Below are 18,152 nucleotides of genomic sequence, written 5' to 3' on the forward strand. Positions count from 1 at the left end.
CGGCCGAGGCGGCAGCGTGGGGTGTATATCCGTACGACAGCGACCCCGCAAGGTACCGCCCACTCGCCCGCGCGCTGAGCGTAGAGGCGCCGGATCGCGGAGACAGGGCCTGGCCGGTTCGCTGGCGCTCAGCTCGGCTAGCGCACGCGACGAGTACCTTGCGTGCGCAGATCCAGCGGAGGTCGGGGGAGCGCCCGCTTCCGACTGAACTTCGGCGGGGTTACTGCCGACGCGCCCGGGATTGCTTATCGCACCTTCGGTGACCAGTCAGCGGCGAAGGTCTCCATCTGCTTAAGGACTACGTCGAGCGCTTTGTCTTCCCCTTCCGGCGGATAGTCGTACTTGGCTAGCAGTCGGCGGATCCGGGTGCGCAGCTTGGCCCGCACCGGTTCCCGGGTGAGCCAGTCCTGCGGCAGGTTGCTTTGCAGGTCGAGGACAAGGGCTCGGGCGATCTCAGCGAGGGTGGCGTCACCGCCATTAATGAGCTTGGCCATCCCGTCCTTGGCAACCGCGTCGTAAAAGGCGAGTTCGGCGGGATTAAGAGCCGGTTCGAAGCGCTCACCGCGCAGGGCCTCCTCAGAGATCTCCTTCATGAGTTCGGCGAGCTTTGCGATCATCACCGCACTGCTGTACTGCTGGCTCATGTACCGCTTCATCAGATCGTCAAGCTTCTTCGAGAACTGCTCTTGACTGACGATGTTGTGCCGAGTGACTTCGCGCATCTTCTGCGTCACCAGTCGGCGCAATGCCTCAGCAACCAGGTCCGGCGTCTCAGACCCCGAAAGTCGATGCAGCTGTTCCTGATTGATGTTGGTGATGTCGACATGGCCGATACCTGCCTCTTCGTAAAGGTCGGTGATGTCGCTGGCGTTGACGACGGAGGCGGCCAACTGCTGTAGGTAGATTCGCACCTCGGCGGTGATGGGCTGGCCGTTGGCTTCGCGGTCGGCGGCATCGAGTTTCACCATCCATGCCCGCACTTCACTGAAGAACGTGATGTCTCGCTGCCAAGCCCCCAGATCCGCACAGCGTTCGTCCAGGTCGCGCGCAGTGGAGCAGATCCGGTAGAACCGCTCCAGCCGGGAAACGCACTCTTTGAACCGGGCCGACAGCGTTTTCTCGCCAGGCTCGACAACATTGCCGGGTGTGCTCGGTGCCCGGAGGTAGTTGGACACCGACCGCAGCGCACGCTTACGCGGCGCAGCATGGCTGGTGTCGGCGAGTAGCTGCTCCCACTGTGTCGGACGCAGCAGCTCCCGGATGGTCGTGAGTTCGTTCTTGACCTCGGTAATAGCACGATCTGTATTCGCACCGAGTGTTCGATCCTGTTGATCGGCAGGCGAATACACCTTCAATGCGGCGGTCAGATTGTCGGTGAGGGGCGCGTAGCCGACGAGCAACCCGTCCTCTTTGCCGCGGAACCGACGATTGACGCGGGCAACGGCCTGCATCAGGTTGGCGCCCTGCATCGGGCGGTCCATGTACATGGTGTGGATGGGTGGCGAATCGAATCCGGTGAGCAGCATCGAGTGCACGATCAGCAACTCGAGTTCATCGTCGGCGTCCTTGATACGGTTCCGGATCACCTTCTGCTGTGATGTCCGCAGTCCGTGGGCACGCAGATGCGCGGGGTCACTGGGATCGCTGTGGAACACGATCTTCATGATGCCCTTGTCGATTTCGTCGCTCGCCCACGGGCGTCGCTGTTCTAGCGCGTCGAACAGTCGCACACAAATCTCGCGTGTACCACACACCACCATCGCCTTGCCGGGGCCGCCGATCTGCGGTTTCATCAGTTCTCGCCGTTGCTCCCAGTGGGCGATCAGGTCATCGGCGAGGGTGGCGATGCGGTCCGGGGCACCGTAGATGGTGTTCATGGCGGCGGCGTACTTGATAGCCTCCCGCCGTTCAGCATCGTCCAGGTCAGCGGTCAGCGAATCGGCCTTCTGGTCGAGGGCGTCCGGGTCGATATCGGGAGGCAGAGCCACCCCGATCACCCGCGGCTCGTGGTACACGCGGACGGTTGCCTCGTCGTCTACGGCCCGCTTCAGGTCGTAGATGTCGATGTACTCGCCGAATGTCTCCTGGGTGTCGGCTTCACCGCTGATTGGTGTGCCGGTGAATGCGATGAATGTCGCGTACGGCAGCGCATTGCGGATGTGTTTGGCATACCCGTTGACAGTCTCATAGTGCGAGCGGTGGGCCTCGTCGACAATGACGATGATGTTTCGGCGGTCCGAGAGCAACGGATGCTCAGAACCCGCTTCCTTCTCCGTCTTGGTTCGGCCGAACTTCTGCAGGGTAGTGAAATAGATGCCACCGACGCGGTTGTTGCCGAGTTCAGTGCGCAATTGCTCGCGGCTGGTTACCTGTTTCGGTTCCTGTCCGAGCAGGATCTTACTGTCCTGGAAGGTCTCGTACAGTTGGTCGTCGAGATCATTCCGGTCGGTGACGACAACGATTGTCGGATTGTTCAGCGCCGGGTGTCGTGACACCAGTGCCGCGGTCTCCACCATCTCCTCGGATTTCCCGGCGCCCTGGGTGTGCCAGACCACGCCAGCTTTGCCGTGAGTGCGAGAGGCTTCGACGATGGAGTTCACCGCCTTGGTGACCGCGAAATACTGGTGCGGCTTGGCGATTCGCTTTCCCTGCGGGGTGAAGTTGACGAAGTTCGACACCAGCGACAGGAAACGATCCGGCTGGAACAGGCCGCTCAGAGCCAGGTCCAAGGCTTCCGCACCGTTGTGGTCGGCGGCTGTCGTATCGATGCGCGCGCCGAAATCGTCAACATTCCACGGCGCGAAGTGCTCGTATGGGGTGAACGCAGTGCCATATTTGGCAGTGATGCCATCCGAGACTAAGCAAAGGACGTTGTAGCGGAACGCGATCGGAAATTCGTCAAGGTACGTCTGTAGCTGCGCATGGGCGTCCCGCAGGGTCGCGTGCTCGTCGGCGGCGCTCTTGAGCTCGACCATGGCCAACGGCAACCCATTGACATACAGGACGATATCGAACCGTCGACTGTAGTCACCGTCTAGAACCCGCACCTGCCGCACCGCGTGGTATACATTCCGGTCCCGGTTGCCGAAGTCGACGAGATGCACTGTCGGCGTGTGCTCAGCGCCGAAACCATCGGTGTAGGTGAGCCTGATCCCAGCGGTCAGGTCGTTGTGTGCCTGTTTGTTCTCCGCATAGGCATCCCTTGAGCTGGGATCGGTTGCCAGCTGGACAGCATCCCGTACCGCGGACGGCGGCAGGTCCGGATTGAGCCGCTCGACCGCCTCGCGCAGCACGCTATGTAGAACGAGCTCGTCCCAGTCGCGGCGATACCCGGACCCAGGGGCCTGCTCCTTTCCCAGTGCGTGCTCCCAGCCGAAATCGGCAAGCGACTCCAATGCATCTGATTCCCACTGATTTTCGCTGATCTTGTCGTCGTCGAACGGGATGGAACCGGTGAAACTCATACAACGTTCTCCACGATTTGCTCCGCGTCACGGATGCGGAGCTTGCCGGAAATGAGTTGAGGGAGGAGGGCGTCACGGATGGTAGCGAGGGTGCGGGATTCAGAAGCAGCGCTCAGTACTCGATTGACGAGCGGGCCAACAAAAACTTCAAAATCAGACAATCGGTCAGCCGGTGGTACTACCACCGGAATCCCTTTCATCGCCGTCGAATTTATCCCAGGAATTGCCGCACCCGTTCCGCGCCGCCGCATTTCTGCCAGGATCGGAGTGGACGAGAGCCAATAATAGCCGAAGTTTTGCCCTAGATTGCGGTCCAGCCTGACGCGGTACACATGCTCATTGATGCACATACGCTCGAAGGGGTACCCGTTGCCAAACATGCTGACATGCGGCCTGAAGTCACCCGGACGCCCGCCGTCTTTGTACACAAGAACATCGCCGCTCTTCAGAATTCCTCTCGCCATTTTGGAGTAGAAATCTTCAGGCACATATTTCACCTTCGAGAAGTCGAATTCACCCAACCTGATGATGCTCTCGGCCCCAATGCTCGGCACTCCTGAATCGATTCCAGCAACGCCGCCCTTCGGCCGCCTCCCCGTTTCAATCACCTCCGACACTGCGCCCAGGTCTGAGAGGCGCCAACCGTCGGGTAGTTGGTCATTTGTAGTCACGCAATCCAGGGCGCACCCGAAATACCGCTCGAAAGCCGCTGAACCAAGGCGTTCCGCGGTGTCGACTATTCGATCATTGGACGAAATCTTGTCGTCCAATGCCCCAAGAACCGATGCAATTGCATTTTGATCCAGCAGTGGCGGCCACAGGATTGGCACCGGATGAACATGATTTCGGTTCAGCGTTGGGTTCGAGGAACCGACATCCATCGCCAAAAAATTCAGCGTCGTCAAGAAGTAGTACACGAACCTGGGATTATTTCCTTTAAAGTCTTTGACCCATAGAGTCGTGTCATGTGGCCAGAAGTCACAATCTAGGTAGAACACTTTACCGAGTGTTCCCTTGCGACCCATTACGACACCAGGCGATGTTACCGCCGCTGTATCGTGAAAGCTGGACACTCCACCTGAAGACACGACTGGAACATTTCCCGCACGCTGCGTTGCGCGGGTGATGTCGAATCCTCGCTGCAAGGTTATTACCTCGCCGACAGTCGTCCTATTCCACTCAGCCACAAGCCCTGCCCAACTGCTCGCGCACGACAGCTTCCAGCCGTGAGGATTCATCGAAAAGCTCGAACAGTTCCTTGGTCAACCTCTCGAGCCGCTCCTCCACCGGCTCGGCCTCAGGATCCTCTGCAACTTCAGTTGCCCCTACATACCGCCCCGGCGTGAGGATGTAGTCGTGTTGAGCTACTTCCTCAAGCGTCGCGCTGTAGCAGAACCCAGGTACATCCTCGTACGAAATTCCTTTATCTCTAGCAGATTTCGTCCCCCGCCAGGCGTGGTACACATCGGAGATCTTCTCCAGATCCTGGTCGGTCATCACACGTTCTGTGCGATCCACCATCGTCCCCAAGGCACGGGCATCGATGAAGAGGATCTCGTTGCGCCGTTCCGCCAGCACCGCCGAACCCTGTGGCGACTTGTCCTTGGTCAGGAACCACAAGCAAGCCGGGATGGCGGTGGTGCGGAAGAGGTTGGCGGGCAGGGCGACCATGCAGGACACCAGATCCGCCTGGACCATGGCGGTTCGGATCTCGCCTTCGCCGGACTGTTTCGAACTCATCGAACCGTTGGACAGCACCACGCCTGCCGAGCCACGGTCACCAAGTTTGGACACGATGTGCTGCAACCAGGCGTAGTTCGCGTTCGACTGAGGCGGGGTTCCGTAGCGCCAGCGGGGGTCGTGTTGCTTGCGGGCCCAATCCGACATGTTGAAAGGCGGGTTCGCCATGACGAAATCGAACTTCAGGTCGGGTAGCTTGTCGTCGTCGAAGGTATCGGCCCAGATGTCGCCTACGCCCTTGGGGTCCAGGCCATGGATGGCGAGATTCATTTTCGCCAGCCGCCAGGTGCGTTCGTTGGCCTCCTGACCGTAGATGGCGATATCGTGACTGTGATCGCGGCCACGGCGGCGCTCGAGGAATTTGGCGGACTGGATGAACATGCCTCCAGAGCCACAGGCAGGGTCGTAAACGCGCCCTTCGTACGGCTCGAGCACTTCGACGATCAACCGGACAACGCTTTCAGGCGTGTAGAACTCGCCCGCCCGCTTACCCTCGGCGCGGGCGAACTTCTCCAAAAAATATTCATACGTCTCCCCGAGGACATCCTTGGCCGGCCGGTCGCCGTGGCCGGTGAATCGGGCGTCGCTGATCAGGTCGACCAGTTCCTTCAACCGCTTCTGATCGACGTTGTCACGGTTGAAGATCTTCGGGAGCACACCGGTGAGCGGCTTGTTCGCCTTCATCACCTCGTCCATCGCGTCGTCGAGTAGCTTTCCGACACCGCCCTCAGCGCTGGGGGCGTTCTTCGAGATGTAGTCCCAGCGTGCGTTTTCCGGCACCCAGAACACATCGCGGCCGAGGTATTCGTCGCGGTCCTCCAGAAAACGAAGTCGTCGCTGTTCGGACAGCTCGGCGAGATCGGGGTCGGCGGCCAGTTCAGCGCGACGCTCGGCGAAGGCGTCCGAGACGTACTTCAGGAACACCAGCCCCAGCACGAACTCCTTGTACTGGGCCGCGTCCATGGAGCCGCGTAGCTTGTCGGCGGCCTTCCACAGGATGTCTTGGATCTGGCGGGGGCTGGACACGGACATACCAGGCAGTTCGCCTTGTCCGGTGGCGCGTTTACGGGGAGGCATCGGTTCTACTTTCTGTTAGCGGTCGAGGGTGAGGCTGCCGTCGGCAAGACCGGCGATGGTCAATTGGCGTACTTCGCGCAGATGGTCGAGCTGTGTGCGGAGGAGGCGCTCGCGGCGATCTAGGTCGGCCAGTGCCGCATCGAAGGCCCATATCTCCTGGACGCTGAGGTCGGGGAGTTGGTAGTCCTCGATCCTGAGCCCGGGACGAACAGCGCTGGGGCTGCGAGCGATACCTCGCGCCGCTCCCAGCAGAGCCGCCAGGACACGCGGCGTCATCGCACCCTCGGCAACAGGGCTGATACGCAGTACACGGGCCGGAAAAGCCACCACATTGAGACCTTCGTAATCAACGATGAACCCCGGCTCAGGTGCCACCGTGTAGACAACGTCGCCGGGCTCGGTGAGCACCACTCGGTCGTACTCGGCCAGCGCGAGCCGGTCGATGCGGTGACTGCCGATGACGCATTTGCCGGTCGCCTCCTCCGAGCCGAGCACCACGTGATGTCCGCGGTCCTGAATATCCTCCTGCCGCAGCCGATGCCCCTGGACTCGGCGCACCCGACCGGCAGATATCAACTGCGCCAATGTTGTTCGTCGGACCGGCGGACCAGGGCGATGGTGGATGCGACCGCTGTACGGACCACTCTCCAGATTGAATGCCTGGGCAGCGTTGACCGAGTCGGCCCACCTGCCCTCAGCATCTGCGATCAACGCTGGCCGCTCGGCAACGAGCCGAGTGAGCGACTGCGCTACAGGAGGGCCCGTCGGGAGCAACGAGCCGCCGAACACCCGGTCGAGTTCCTCGACAGCGACTACCCGGCCGTACCGTGGATCGTGACCGTCGGCCGGGCGATAACCCTCGGCACGCCACAACACCAAATCTTCGGCGAGGCCGACACAAACCTTCTCGGAGAGTGGTTCCGAACTGATGTCGGCGAGAAGCACACGGCCGGTTGCCGCGGATACTCGGCCGCGCGAGACCATCCACAGAGCGCAGCGATACCCCGGTCGGTACGGCAGAGATCCCGCAGGTAGTGCGACCACTGCGTCCACCACACTGGTCAGCAGAGCGGAACGCAGCTTCGATTCTTCGGTCCCCGTGAGCTCGTCGACCATCGCGTCCGCCGGGCCGACCACCAGACCGATCGATGCCTGGCCGAGTAGATCCGTGACTCGTTCCACCTCGACCAATGTGTCGATTACTGTGCGACTCTCACCCGGTTCGTACGGCAGCACGGTCACGATGACATCCGGATCCGCCAGCCGCTCCTCCACATTCAGACCGACCTGGATATCGAGCCCGAACTCTTCGACACCAGCCAGCAACAGTCGACGCCGGGTGATCCGGGCCAGCCGGGAATCGGTTTCGGCCCCGAGTGCCCGCAGCCCTGACCGATCGTCCGTAGCGGTGACGAGCGTCGCAAGAAGGTCGCCCACACCGGCATGGAAATCGGCGACCGTCACCGACTCGTCCTGGTTCAGCCGTTGCGGGATCTGGGCAACAATTGCCAGCAGGCGCCGCAATTCCGGCGCAACAGTGTCGGCGACCAGCTTCGACACCCGAAACCTGGATCGTGCTTGGAGCAATACTTCGAATGCTCGGTGCTCGGAACTGGCGTCCACGAGGTCATCGGCGAATCGAGCCAGCGGCAACAACTCCTGTCCCGCAGCACGGATCTCTCGCAGCACATACTCGTCCTCACGGTCAATTCGCTCCGCACGGTGCAGGAGGGCGCCAGCTGGGTCGACAGACTTCATGTCTACAAGCTGTCTTCCGTCGACGAGGTGGCGCAGACAGATCAGAGCCCCCAGCGTCTCCACCGCTGCAAAGGGATCTGCCGCCGACACCACCGCTGCGATGCTGTGCAGCAGGAGGTCGGTTTTCAGCTGTTCTGGCTCGGTATTGCCCAAGCCGGTAGTGACCAACCAGTCGACAACTTGTTCACCGCTGAACAAGGGGCGGCCGCTGCGGGTATCGATCGGTACGGGAAAGTCCACATAGCGCCGCCGCCACGTAGATACGACGGGCCGCTTGACCTGCGCCAATTCGGCAATCTCCGGCATGGAGATGCGCGTGGTGGGCACATCGATCGGCTGCTTCATCACGCACCTCCTCTCGTGGTTGGTTGAAGCGTAAAGCGTCACATCTCGCACGGCAATGAAGCTGCTGATAACCCTAGCTATCAAGGAACGGAGCTGACCCCTTGCCACACCGATGCTCGTTCCTGATAACCCTGGTTATCGGACTTCTCCTCGACAGCACGGTCTTCCCTATCTCATCGTGTTCTCGCAGCCCACACAGAGGAGGAGTTCACCATGAGCATCACCTACGGCCCTACCGTTCGTGTCGAAAATATCCACCCCGTTTGGCGGCAGTGCACCGACAGCTTGCCCTGCGCGCTGGGCCACGGATTTGGTCGAACCCCCACCGTTGATCCGCATGGCCCGGTGTGAGTCGGGGAAGGTGCAGTACTTCACCTACACCCATGCCGATCTCGCGCTGGCCGGCATCGACCAGACCGATCCGAACCAGCGCGAACTGCGGGTGTACCAGTGCCCGCAGTGCCATGGCTGGCACTTGACCAGCCAAGGCAAGCGTCATCCGATCGGGACCACAAAACCAGTGGCATACGTATGCCTTTCGCGGCCTACCGCTGGCCCTGCGATTTCTACACCAATCAGAACATCAGCCGTACCCCAGACCGATGTCAGCTGCTTCCCAGCTGACAGAAATCGAGGAGAACTATGCAAACCAACGCTCATTTCCGCGACCAGAACACCACGCTCATCATTGAGCGCCTCACCCTCCGTGACAAAGACGTCCTCCGCGAAGCCCAGCGGTGGACAACCGGCGAACGTGGGCCCATCGTCGATGATGTCGACACGCTCGCGACAGCTGACCTGTCCACGTTCATCACCGAGGTGGTGAAATGCGGCGCAGTCGCCCTCGCCGCCACTGGACAGGCAAATGAGACTCGCGAACTCGAGCGAATGGTGAAAGAGGTCGGCACGAAGGCCGCCGAATCCGTCACCCGGGCAGCCGAGCTCACCGACAAGGCCGCGAAGGACGCCTCCCAGGTCGTGACGAAGACCTTCGACTCCGCCAGGAAGGCCCTGTCCGAGGCAGATGCCAACTGCCGCAAGGAAATGCGGACCGCGGTGGATGACGCGACAACCCGAATCACCGAACAGGTGAACCGTATGTTCGGCGGGTCGAACCCAGAGGTACTGGCCCGCTTGCAGCCGGTGCTGCAGCAGTTCAGTGCCGACCTGTCAGCGAAAGCCGCCACTGGTACCCAAGAGCTGATCTCCACAGCGACCAAGCAGTTCGATCTGGAAGATCCCGCCTCGCCGATGGCCAAACACGCGGCCGCGCTCGACGAGCGGCAACGTGAGCTGACCAAGTTGATCGCATGCAACCACGCTGATCTCGCCAAGAAGGTCGACGAGGTAACAGTCGCGTTGAAAGTCCGTGAGGCGAAGGCCGATATCGTCCGAATGACCCCGTTGAAGGGTGATTCGTTCGCCGCTCGCGTCCACGCGTTCCTCGACCCGATCGCCGCCGGTCTCGGTGACGAGTACTGCGAGACCGGCAGCATCGTGGGAGCGATCCCCCGCTCTAAGAAGGGTGACGGCTTGTTGACCACAGCCGCTGGCGCACGGGTCGTACTCGAAATGACCGACTCCCACCGCAAGGGCTGGATCGACTACCTCGACGAAGCCGAACGCAACCGCCAGGCCGCCGCAGCGCTGGGCATCGTCCGGACCCCGGAGCAAAACGGTGGTGAAACGATCCGGGTGCTCGGTCCTCGCCGCGTGGTACTGGCCTTCGATCCCGACTCCGACGAGCCAGACCTGTTGCGCGCCTCAATCATGCTGCTGCGTGCCGCAAGCCTGATGGTGGTCGCTCGCGGCGGCGGTGAGCAGTTGGCCACCGCACAGGAAAAGATCCGAGACGCCCTCGCCCAGTTGGAGAAGCTCGCGACGGCGAAGAAGTCCGCAGACGCCATCCGCAGGGAAGCCACCAAGATCGAGAAATCAGTGACCGACTTCGTTTCCGGGGTCGAACTGGTGCTGGCGGAGGCTATGACGGCACTGACGATCAGCGCCGGGCCGACTCTGGTGGCATCGGTCGAAACGGACGTCGCGTAGGCAGCAGGCAGGGCTGAGTCATCCAATTCCTAGCTGGCGCAGCTTCGCTTGCCGCGACGAGCACAGATCCGACAGACCCCTCACCACCACAATTCCTGGCGTGCGAGGAACAGACCGAGGCAGGCATGCTCGGTGATTCTTCATCGGGATGCAGAAGCACGTAATCGACTGCCAGGGTGAGGTTCCTTCAGTTAGGAGTCAAGGCGTGGACGGTACCGTTACCGGTCTACTACCAGTCCAGCTGGAACACCCGGTTGGTTACGGGAAGTCCGTATGGATGTACGCACCCGCCAAACCCTTGCCTCAGCAGTTTGGCCCGGCCCACGAAACGTTGCAGGGTGACAGTCGGGGGCATCTGATGCTGAGGAATCCGGTGACTGAGCTCGGTCATTTGGCCGACTGGCCAAGATGGCGATCTTGGCGCTCAATTCGTCACGCGCAGAACAAGATCAGCGATACTCGTGAAACCGGCGGTGCCCCAGTCTCGTGACCGGCATTCAGGTCTGGGCTCGCGTGCGCGAACGCGCGTGATCCGATCAGATTCGACGCATCCCCGCACGGCTACAGCTAGACTGCGGAAGTTTCGTCGGGGTGGTTTTCAGTTGAAGTCTGTTGTGTCGGACGAGTTCTCAACTATTCGCGTATTCGACATCCAACTCTTGGGGGTTACATGACCGACGACCGAGACGATGAACGGTTGCTCTACTTGCTGGCATCGGGCGTTGTTGCTGCACACAAACAGATTTCGGCTGGCGCGACGCTCAAGGTGCCGTATCCCTATGCGCTGCAACGTGCTCTTGACCAATTGACACTGCGATGCGTATTGGCTGAAGAGGAATCAGGCTCGGAAGGTGAACCCTCATGGGTCCCTGCCGGAGTACCGGAACTCCTGCAGTGGTGTGAACACCCGTTGGGGCGGTGGCCGGTGCCGATCGGCGGTGAGGAAGTCGCTGGCGATGTGCTGCTGGATCTGGGTGCGCCAACACGGATATGCCACGAGTGGGCACTGTCCACGAGCGATGTCGAGGGCGAGGTGTTCGAGAACGCCATCGTTGCCGATGTCCGGCGTAAATGCCGAGCGGCAGGACGGCAAGATTCCTATGTCGCTTTCCGACGGTTGGTGATCAGCACCCCGGTCCTGACGGAGCTGGAGTTGCAGGAGCGGCTCATGGAGCCAGAGTTGCGGATCCTCGCTGAGACGGTGAAGGAGTGCTACCCACCCGCCCCGGCCGAGTGTCGGTTCGGTGATCGGGTGATTCCATGTGTGGACTGCGGCAATCTACTGGTGCGATTTCGTGATGACGTGTGGTGCGTCAACGATAGGTGTACACGACGATCCGCTCCTCGCGAAGGAGAGGGCCTGCCGATCGCTAAGGGAGTGCGCTGGCTCGCGGCGCCCATCCGCACTTTCATCGCCGCACCCGGTCGTGCCGAGTTGAGACTCGAACAGAGCCTGTCCGACTTGGGTGTCGAGGTCGAACTATGGCCGCGCTGCGACACCTACGACCTTCGGATCGTATTTCCCGACGAGCATGTCTGGGCGGTCGACGTGAAGGACTGGTCCAACCCGGTGCGGCTGGCTAAACAGTTGGGGCCCATATCTTCCGATCCGCCCTGGCATCGAGCGTTCTATATCCCGTCCCGCGAAGCTGTCGCGGCCACACCTGGCTACCTGAAGACACTTCGCGAACGCTCACGGACCGGCTTGCGGGGAACGGGCGTCACGATCGTCTCCGAACGCGGATTGGTGAACAGAGCGAAGGAGAGGCTGGCGGCCGATGCGTGACCGGACTGCATGGCGAGCGACCCTGATGCGGCAGTTTCAGGGGTTGTGGGACAAGGACGAGCAGGGAATGGAACTCGGGGCCTTCCTCGATGTGGAACTCGGCATCACCCTGGTTCAGCGGGTATGCCCGAACGAGCCGGTCACTGCTGCGCATGAGCTACTTACCGGGTATCCGCTGCTCGAAGCGCTCGGTGCGGGCACTGATGAGGTAACGGAGAGCAGTATCGCCGTGGCCCGGCATCTGTTGGGGCCGTTGCGTACCCGCCGCGATTGGGAAGCGGGAATCCGGTCGTACCGCTCGGTCGCGGAAGATCTCCGGGGATATCGGATCGACGACGACGGTCACGCAATTGCGCGCTCGGTCAGCGTGGCCGACCGCCGTTTCTCCGACTACGACAAGGCTTTGGATTCCCCTCCGGAACTAAGTCGGCAGACTGTGCGGACCGCACCCGCCGGCCACTACGTGACAACCTCGCGGGGACGCCCGGTGTCGGTGGAGATTCCCGAGTCGCTGACGCTGCTGTCGAAGCCTTCCGGCCATCAGTTAGCCGCTCGAGCGGATCGGAAACCTCTGACATTCACGTGGGAAGAACTGGCCACAACTGCTGCGGCGCTGGACGAACGGGAGGCGGATGCCGCGCTTGCTCATGCAGGGAACTGGGTTCGACTGTTCGCGCGGTTGCAGCTCCGAGTGCGTGACCACGACGGATTCGTCGACACCGAGCAACTCACCATCGCGGGAATGCTGCATCTGATCGGCATGGTCGGCGCGGGCAAGAGCACGTTGATGAAGCTCCTGGCCGTCTGTGCTGCCGAACGTGGGCTGCAGGTGACACTGGTCGAAGGTGACGTGTTGTCCTGTCTGCGGACATCGGCCTGGCTTCGCTCGGTGGGAGTATCGGCGGCGCCGATCGTCGGTGCTTCGTCACAACATCGGCACATCAACAGGATGCACCAGGTACATGCCGCGAACGCCGCGGACGGGATGGCGTTGACCGGGTTCGAGCCCGCTGCTGATCTGCTGTCCACTGCCTGCGGCCTCGACGCCCTGCGCCCGACCACCACGCCATGGGAATTCCAGGACGCGCCGTGCCGCGACAAACTCACTGAACCCGCCGAAGGCGATACCGCCAAGCGATTCAGCTGCCCGCTGTGGGGACAGTGCCAGCGACACAGCAGCAGCCGCGCAGCCGTCGATGCCTCGGTGTGGGTCGCCACACCGGCGAGCCTGGTGTTCAGCCGAGTTCCACAAGAGCTCAACCATGAGCAGTTGCGCTATCTCGAGTTGGTTTGGCGGCGTAGCGATCTGGTGATAGTTGACGAGGCGGACCGGGTGCAGGCACAGCTTGACGAGATGTTCAGCCCGGACCAAACCCTCATCGGACACGACGACGCGTGGTTGGAAAGAGTGATGGACCACACCGAACGCGAGCTCCGTATCCACGGTCGAGCGCAATTCTCGGATCGGAAGGTGCGTGAGTGGGTGACCACGGTCAACACCGCTCGCACAATTGCGAACCGGCTCTATGCGCTGCTACGGCGCAACCCTCTACCCCGCGGTACCAGCACGATGCTGAAATGGATTGGCAGGGACTGCTTCACCGAATGGACCCTGGCGGACAAACTCGTTCGCACATGGACCGGCTCCGATGCCCCGGACCCGAACGACGAGTCGTATACGACTGTCCGCACCGCGCTCGACCAATTCCTCCCGGACCCGTTGGGGCGGCGTGGGCGCGCACAGTCTGCGCTGACGATGGAGCTGGTCGAACTTGCCAGAGCCCTGGTGAATCTCGCAGACGAGGAGGAATGTGCTCGCCTCGCCACTCGCTGGCTGCGCGACGCCACGCTCCCCCGACCGGTAGACGAGGCGGAGGTCGGCGAGATGGCCTTGCGGCTCGAGTTCACCATGCTGTTGGCGGTGCTGTCCAACACGCTCAACTCCCTCCTCCGCGGTTGGCGAGCGGTCGACACGTCACTGAACTTCGATGCCGTCGGAGGACTGACATTCCAACGACCCCCTGAGGACTACACCCCGGTCGTGCCTGCACCGCCTATGGGTGCGATTCTGGGCTACCAGTACCAGCGAGATCCCGAACAGCAGGATCGCATGGGCACATTGCGCTTCTTCCGGTGCGCTGGCGTCGGCCGATGGATCCTGCTCAACCTGCACCGGCTGTTCACTCCGGACAGTTCCACCGGCCCGGCTGTATTGCTCATGTCCGGAACGAGCTGGGCCGGTACCTCGCCGCGATATGACGTCCAGAATCCAGTCGGCGCCATACTGCAAGCCCCACCAGAAGAACTCCGCGCGGTAGACGAGAGCAGGTTCTTCCTCCACTCCGTCAGAGACGAACATGGCAATGCCATCGCAGTTTCGGGCCTGCGCGGACTGCAACGACGTCTTGCTCTGCAGCGAATTCTGCGTGAGTTGGCAAGTCAGCATCGCCCAGGTGATCCGAGCCGGTTCGAGAAAGAACTCGCCGAGTTACCACCGGAGCGTCGGCGTATCCTGCTTCTCGTCGGAAGCTACCGGGAGGCCGAACAGGTCGCCCAGGACCTGACCGATATCCGCAGCGACTGGCGTGGGCGAGTACTGCATCTGGTTGCTGACCAGACAGAGTTCACCGGCTACTGGACGCCCACACTACGGCGTGGAGATGTCTCGCGCCTCGCCGATACCGAGGCCACCTTCCTCGTCGCCCCATTGCTGGCCATCGAACGCGGCCACAACATCTTGAACCCGGCCGGTAAGGCTGCGATCGGCTCCGCCTACTTCCTCGTCCGGCCGCATCCACGACCTGACGACATCACCTACCCTGTGCAGTCGATGAATCGCTGGGCTATCGAACGAATCTCCGAATTGAGATCCGCCCGCTCCCCCTACAACGCGACCGATTTGCACGGGCTGGGCCGGGAATTGCGCGCACTCGGATATCGGCTCTGGCAGACCAAACTCACAATGCCGCTCGTCTACGGCTCACTTGATCTCACGACCGATCGGCCCGCGTTGGCGTGGACCCAGTTGGTCACAATCTGGCAGGTGATCGGACGGCTCGTCCGCGGCGGTTGCGCGGCCCGAGTCCACTTCTGCGACGCCAAATTCGCCCCCGACCCCCAAGATCCGCAGGCCAGCCTACTTATGGGTATGCACCGTGCACTCGACCACTACCTCGGCGCCGATGCCGAATGCACGCCGGCCGACCGCGAACTCGCCGAATCCCTGTATGGACCATTCCATCGTGCGCTCGCACGCATCCCAGGAGTCATCGATGCCGAAATATACTGAGCTGCAACACACAGCGTTCGTGATACGTCCACAGCAATTCCGCGAGCTGACCAGCAACTTCCACTCGATTCGCTTCCCGCGCAGCTGGATCGACCCCATCACCGATCTCATGCAGTCCGGTGACTCACGCCGGAAATCGGTACCTATCGCTTCGCTCAATCGTGCGATGCTCGCCCTGGTACCCGACATCGCCGCGATCGGACGGGGCGTCGGACGCCCCGACTACGCCGGGGATTGGATGTACAGCACCGCGCCTACCTCCGAGCGAAGCCTCGAACTGATCCTGCGTGCCTGGTTGCAGACCGTCGTCACGCCGAAACATGCCGACGAGGCAAGCAAACTGTGGGAAAGGCTGCCGAAACACGACATCAAGTGGCAATCGGCCGACCTCCACGTGCTCAATCACCTCGAACACCATGAGATCGCCGCAGACACTGCAGCTGCGACCGAACATATCGCCACAGCACCGAAAGTGCTTCGTCACCTGATCCCGGAATCCCTCGCCGCCGAGCTGCTCCGGCGCAGCGACCGGCCGGACGGGTTTCCGGTGGGCTTCCGGCGCTGTCCCACCGGCGATGCAGGAAGTGTCGAGTTGATCAGCTGGCCTCCCCAGGAAGACATCGACAGGCGCAACCAGCGGTGGCCGTACTCCCATCGGGTTCGGCTGAGTCTGCAGTCCATCCCTTTTCAACCCGAACCGAGAGTGCACGTCAGCGTCGGCATCCGCCGATGGTGCCCCCGCACACCGAAGACCAACGGCGACAGCGTGAATGCCTACATTCTGTCGAAAGTCCCATGGATAGACGGACTTCCGCAATCGCGCAGTTTCCGCATCGCCCCGACACGCTGGCGAAAAGATCCCGGAGGTGATGGCTTCGGATGGCATCGAGAGCTCCACCATCTGTTCGACAACATCACCTTCGACAACATTCCGATCGACCCGTACAAACTCGGCGCCGATCCATTGACCTACCTCGATGCCAGCGACAACGACCTGGCCGCGGCCCTCGTCTACAACACACGCGCCGGCTACGACCACCACATCGGGTCGGGTGCGACTGCACGAGACCGCAACCGCATCAGAGACTGGATTGCCGACGTGCTCGGCGACATCATCACACCGGTTCCCGCGCTCCAGCCCGTGTCGATCACGCTGCCCGCCATCACCGACCCCGCGCCCGCCGAGGTACGCCAACGCATCGCGACAGCTCTGAATGGACAGCCGCTGACAGTCGAAATCCACTGGGACACTGCATCGATCCGGGATGCGGCGATCCAAGCCGTGGTCGACGATCTCGGACTGGATCCGGCTGGGCCAACACCCCAAATGAATTGGGCCACCGAGGAACTCGACATCGAGCTTCGTACCCGGGAAATCGGTTCCTTGGCTGCACCGTTAGAGGTCGACTTGTCGATTCGTGACACCTCAACCCGCAATCGCAGGGCTGCACAACCGCGAGAACAGGCGGTGCTGGACCAGCTCGGCAACACGCCCGGCGCGCTAGCTTTCATCGAGCTCCGGAACCGAGACGGTTTCAAGCTGCCGGGGAGCGATCCCAAAGCCGCGCTGCGGGTCGGATTCGCGCGATCGGGTCGCTTGACCCAGTTCATGACCCCGGGGAAGGTGCCGCCGACCGACGAAAAGGCATTGGAGAAATACCGTAAAGCTCTCGAGGCGAAAGCCAAGCTGTCATGGCGAGACCTCCGTCGGCAACTCGTGGGTAGTCTCCGCCCGGTCCGCTCCCAGGTGAACAAGCTGACCTTGCCGCACCCGACCGACACCGTCGCGATCTACATGCTCCGCCGCAACGCCACCGACCACAGCTGGGGACGGCGCCAGCAACTGCCCGTTGCGATCTGGACCAGCTCCGACACCCCGGCCGTTTGGGGACGCACTCTCGGCGGCCCATGGGAGCTCTACCCGGATCTGCTCCGCAGGCTCGCCACCGGAAGCGCCCTTCGCATACCCGAAGTGGACGAGAAGCAGGTGCAACGATTCGTCCTCGACGAAGTCATCGCCACCCTGCACGCCGACCGACCGACACTGCTGCTGACCTGGTCTCAGAACCTTCGCCTGGACTGGCAAAACCTACAGATCAGCAAGGCACTGATCGACCGGCTCGCAGTGGGCGATACCGCCGCCGACCACCTGGCACCCCAGCTGCGTCACGTCATGCTCCGGACCGCCGACGGGGACGAGACCCCGGAAGTGTACGGAGAGACAGGAGATGTGGTCGGCCTGCCATCCGGGCTCTTCCGCTACCCGGGCTCGAACCGCGTCTTCGCCAGCATCGCTTCGAAACCTGGCTCGGCCAAGACTCTCGCCCGGCCTATGGGGACCAGAGCAGACGACATCCTCGATCAAGAAGGTCGATCGCTGCTGGATACCAGACGTTCTACTTTCAACCCTCAATGTGTCGAGCTGACAGTCATGCGACAACACCCCGACGACGATCCAAGAGTATGGGCCGCAGTAGCGCATGCGCAGCGACGACTCGCGGACACCTACGGTGACACCCTCTTGCTCCCATGGCCGCTCCACTTGGCGAAGAAGGCCACAGAGTATGCCATCCCCGACCTCGCGGAAGGGACCTTCTCCGATGAGATCGACGACCAGGAGGGTGCGGCATAATCCAGGCCGCCC

Annotated in this window: 8 protein-coding genes; 4 read left to right on the plus strand and 4 right to left on the minus strand. The window is 61.9% G+C overall.

Features of this window, described 5'->3' with window-relative positions; translation table 11 throughout:
- Window positions 1-245: 245 nt before the first annotated feature.
- The 4 genes from ACHQ4I_RS30475 to ACHQ4I_RS30490 are packed head-to-tail and all read right to left on the minus strand — an operon-like array spanning window position 246 to window position 8,384.
- Window positions 246-3,464 (minus strand): type I restriction endonuclease subunit R, encoded by a 3,219-nt coding sequence (locus ACHQ4I_RS30475; RefSeq protein WP_420775327.1) that lies wholly within the window; start codon window positions 3,462-3,464, stop codon window positions 246-248.
- Window positions 3,461-4,702 (minus strand): restriction endonuclease subunit S, encoded by a 1,242-nt coding sequence (locus ACHQ4I_RS30480; protein ID WP_420775328.1) that lies wholly within the window; start codon window positions 4,700-4,702, stop codon window positions 3,461-3,463. The genes ACHQ4I_RS30475 and ACHQ4I_RS30480 overlap by 4 nt, the downstream gene beginning before the upstream one ends.
- Window positions 4,644-6,281, minus strand: coding sequence for a class I SAM-dependent DNA methyltransferase (locus tag ACHQ4I_RS30485; protein ID WP_420775329.1), 1,638 nt, complete (start codon window positions 6,279-6,281; stop codon window positions 4,644-4,646). The genes ACHQ4I_RS30480 and ACHQ4I_RS30485 overlap by 59 nt, the downstream gene beginning before the upstream one ends.
- 15 nt (window positions 6,282-6,296) lie before the next feature.
- Entirely contained in the window at window positions 6,297-8,384 is a 2,088-nt protein-coding gene (locus ACHQ4I_RS30490; protein ID WP_420775330.1) for a hypothetical protein, read from the minus strand.
- A gap of 642 nt (window positions 8,385-9,026) precedes the next feature.
- Here ACHQ4I_RS30490 and ACHQ4I_RS30495 point away from each other — a divergent pair.
- The 4 genes from ACHQ4I_RS30495 to ACHQ4I_RS30510 all read left to right on the plus strand — a co-directional run bounded on the left by ACHQ4I_RS30495 (window position 9,027) and on the right by ACHQ4I_RS30510 (window position 18,140).
- Window positions 9,027-10,433, plus strand: a complete 1,407-nt coding sequence (locus ACHQ4I_RS30495) for a Fis family transcriptional regulator (protein ID WP_420775331.1) — start codon at window positions 9,027-9,029, stop codon at window positions 10,431-10,433.
- Between the two features lie 670 nt (window positions 10,434-11,103).
- A complete protein-coding gene (locus ACHQ4I_RS30500; RefSeq protein WP_420775332.1) occupies window positions 11,104-12,219 on the plus strand; it encodes a restriction endonuclease-related protein in 1,116 nt (371 codons plus the stop codon).
- Window positions 12,212-15,508: a pPIWI_RE_Z domain-containing protein gene (locus ACHQ4I_RS30505; protein WP_420775333.1), complete on the plus strand. Its 3,297-nt coding sequence runs from the start codon at window positions 12,212-12,214 to the stop codon at window positions 15,506-15,508. The genes ACHQ4I_RS30500 and ACHQ4I_RS30505 overlap by 8 nt, the downstream gene beginning before the upstream one ends.
- Window positions 15,492-18,140 carry a pPIWI_RE module domain-containing protein gene (locus ACHQ4I_RS30510; protein WP_420775334.1) on the plus strand — a complete coding sequence of 883 codons (2,649 nt, stop codon included), beginning with the start codon at window positions 15,492-15,494 and terminating at the stop codon, window positions 18,138-18,140. Before ACHQ4I_RS30505 ends, ACHQ4I_RS30510 begins: the two co-directional genes overlap by 17 nt.
- The last annotated feature ends 12 nt before the right edge of the window (window positions 18,141-18,152 follow it).

Origin of the sequence: Nocardia nepalensis, from assembly GCF_048910785.1 — a bacterium.
Lineage (GTDB): Bacteria > Actinomycetota > Actinomycetes > Mycobacteriales > Mycobacteriaceae > Nocardia > Nocardia nepalensis.

Bases quoted from the DNA above. Each gene is read 5' to 3' on its own strand.
- ACHQ4I_RS30475 (WP_420775327.1), bottom strand. From the start codon at position 3,464: ATGAGTTTCACCGGTTCCATCCCGTTCGACGACGACAAGATCAGCGAA.
- ACHQ4I_RS30480 (WP_420775328.1), bottom strand. From the start codon at position 4,702: ATGAATCCTCACGGCTGGAAGCTGTCGTGCGCGAGCAGTTGGGCAGGG.
- ACHQ4I_RS30485 (WP_420775329.1), bottom strand. From the start codon at position 6,281: ATGCCTCCCCGTAAACGCGCCACCGGACAAGGCGAACTGCCTGGTATG.
- ACHQ4I_RS30490 (WP_420775330.1), bottom strand. From the start codon at position 8,384: ATGAAGCAGCCGATCGATGTGCCCACCACGCGCATCTCCATGCCGGAG.
- ACHQ4I_RS30495 (WP_420775331.1), top strand. From the start codon at position 9,027: ATGCAAACCAACGCTCATTTCCGCGACCAGAACACCACGCTCATCATT.
- ACHQ4I_RS30500 (WP_420775332.1), top strand. From the start codon at position 11,104: ATGACCGACGACCGAGACGATGAACGGTTGCTCTACTTGCTGGCATCG.
- ACHQ4I_RS30505 (WP_420775333.1), top strand. From the start codon at position 12,212: ATGCGTGACCGGACTGCATGGCGAGCGACCCTGATGCGGCAGTTTCAG.
- ACHQ4I_RS30510 (WP_420775334.1), top strand. From the start codon at position 15,492: ATGCCGAAATATACTGAGCTGCAACACACAGCGTTCGTGATACGTCCA.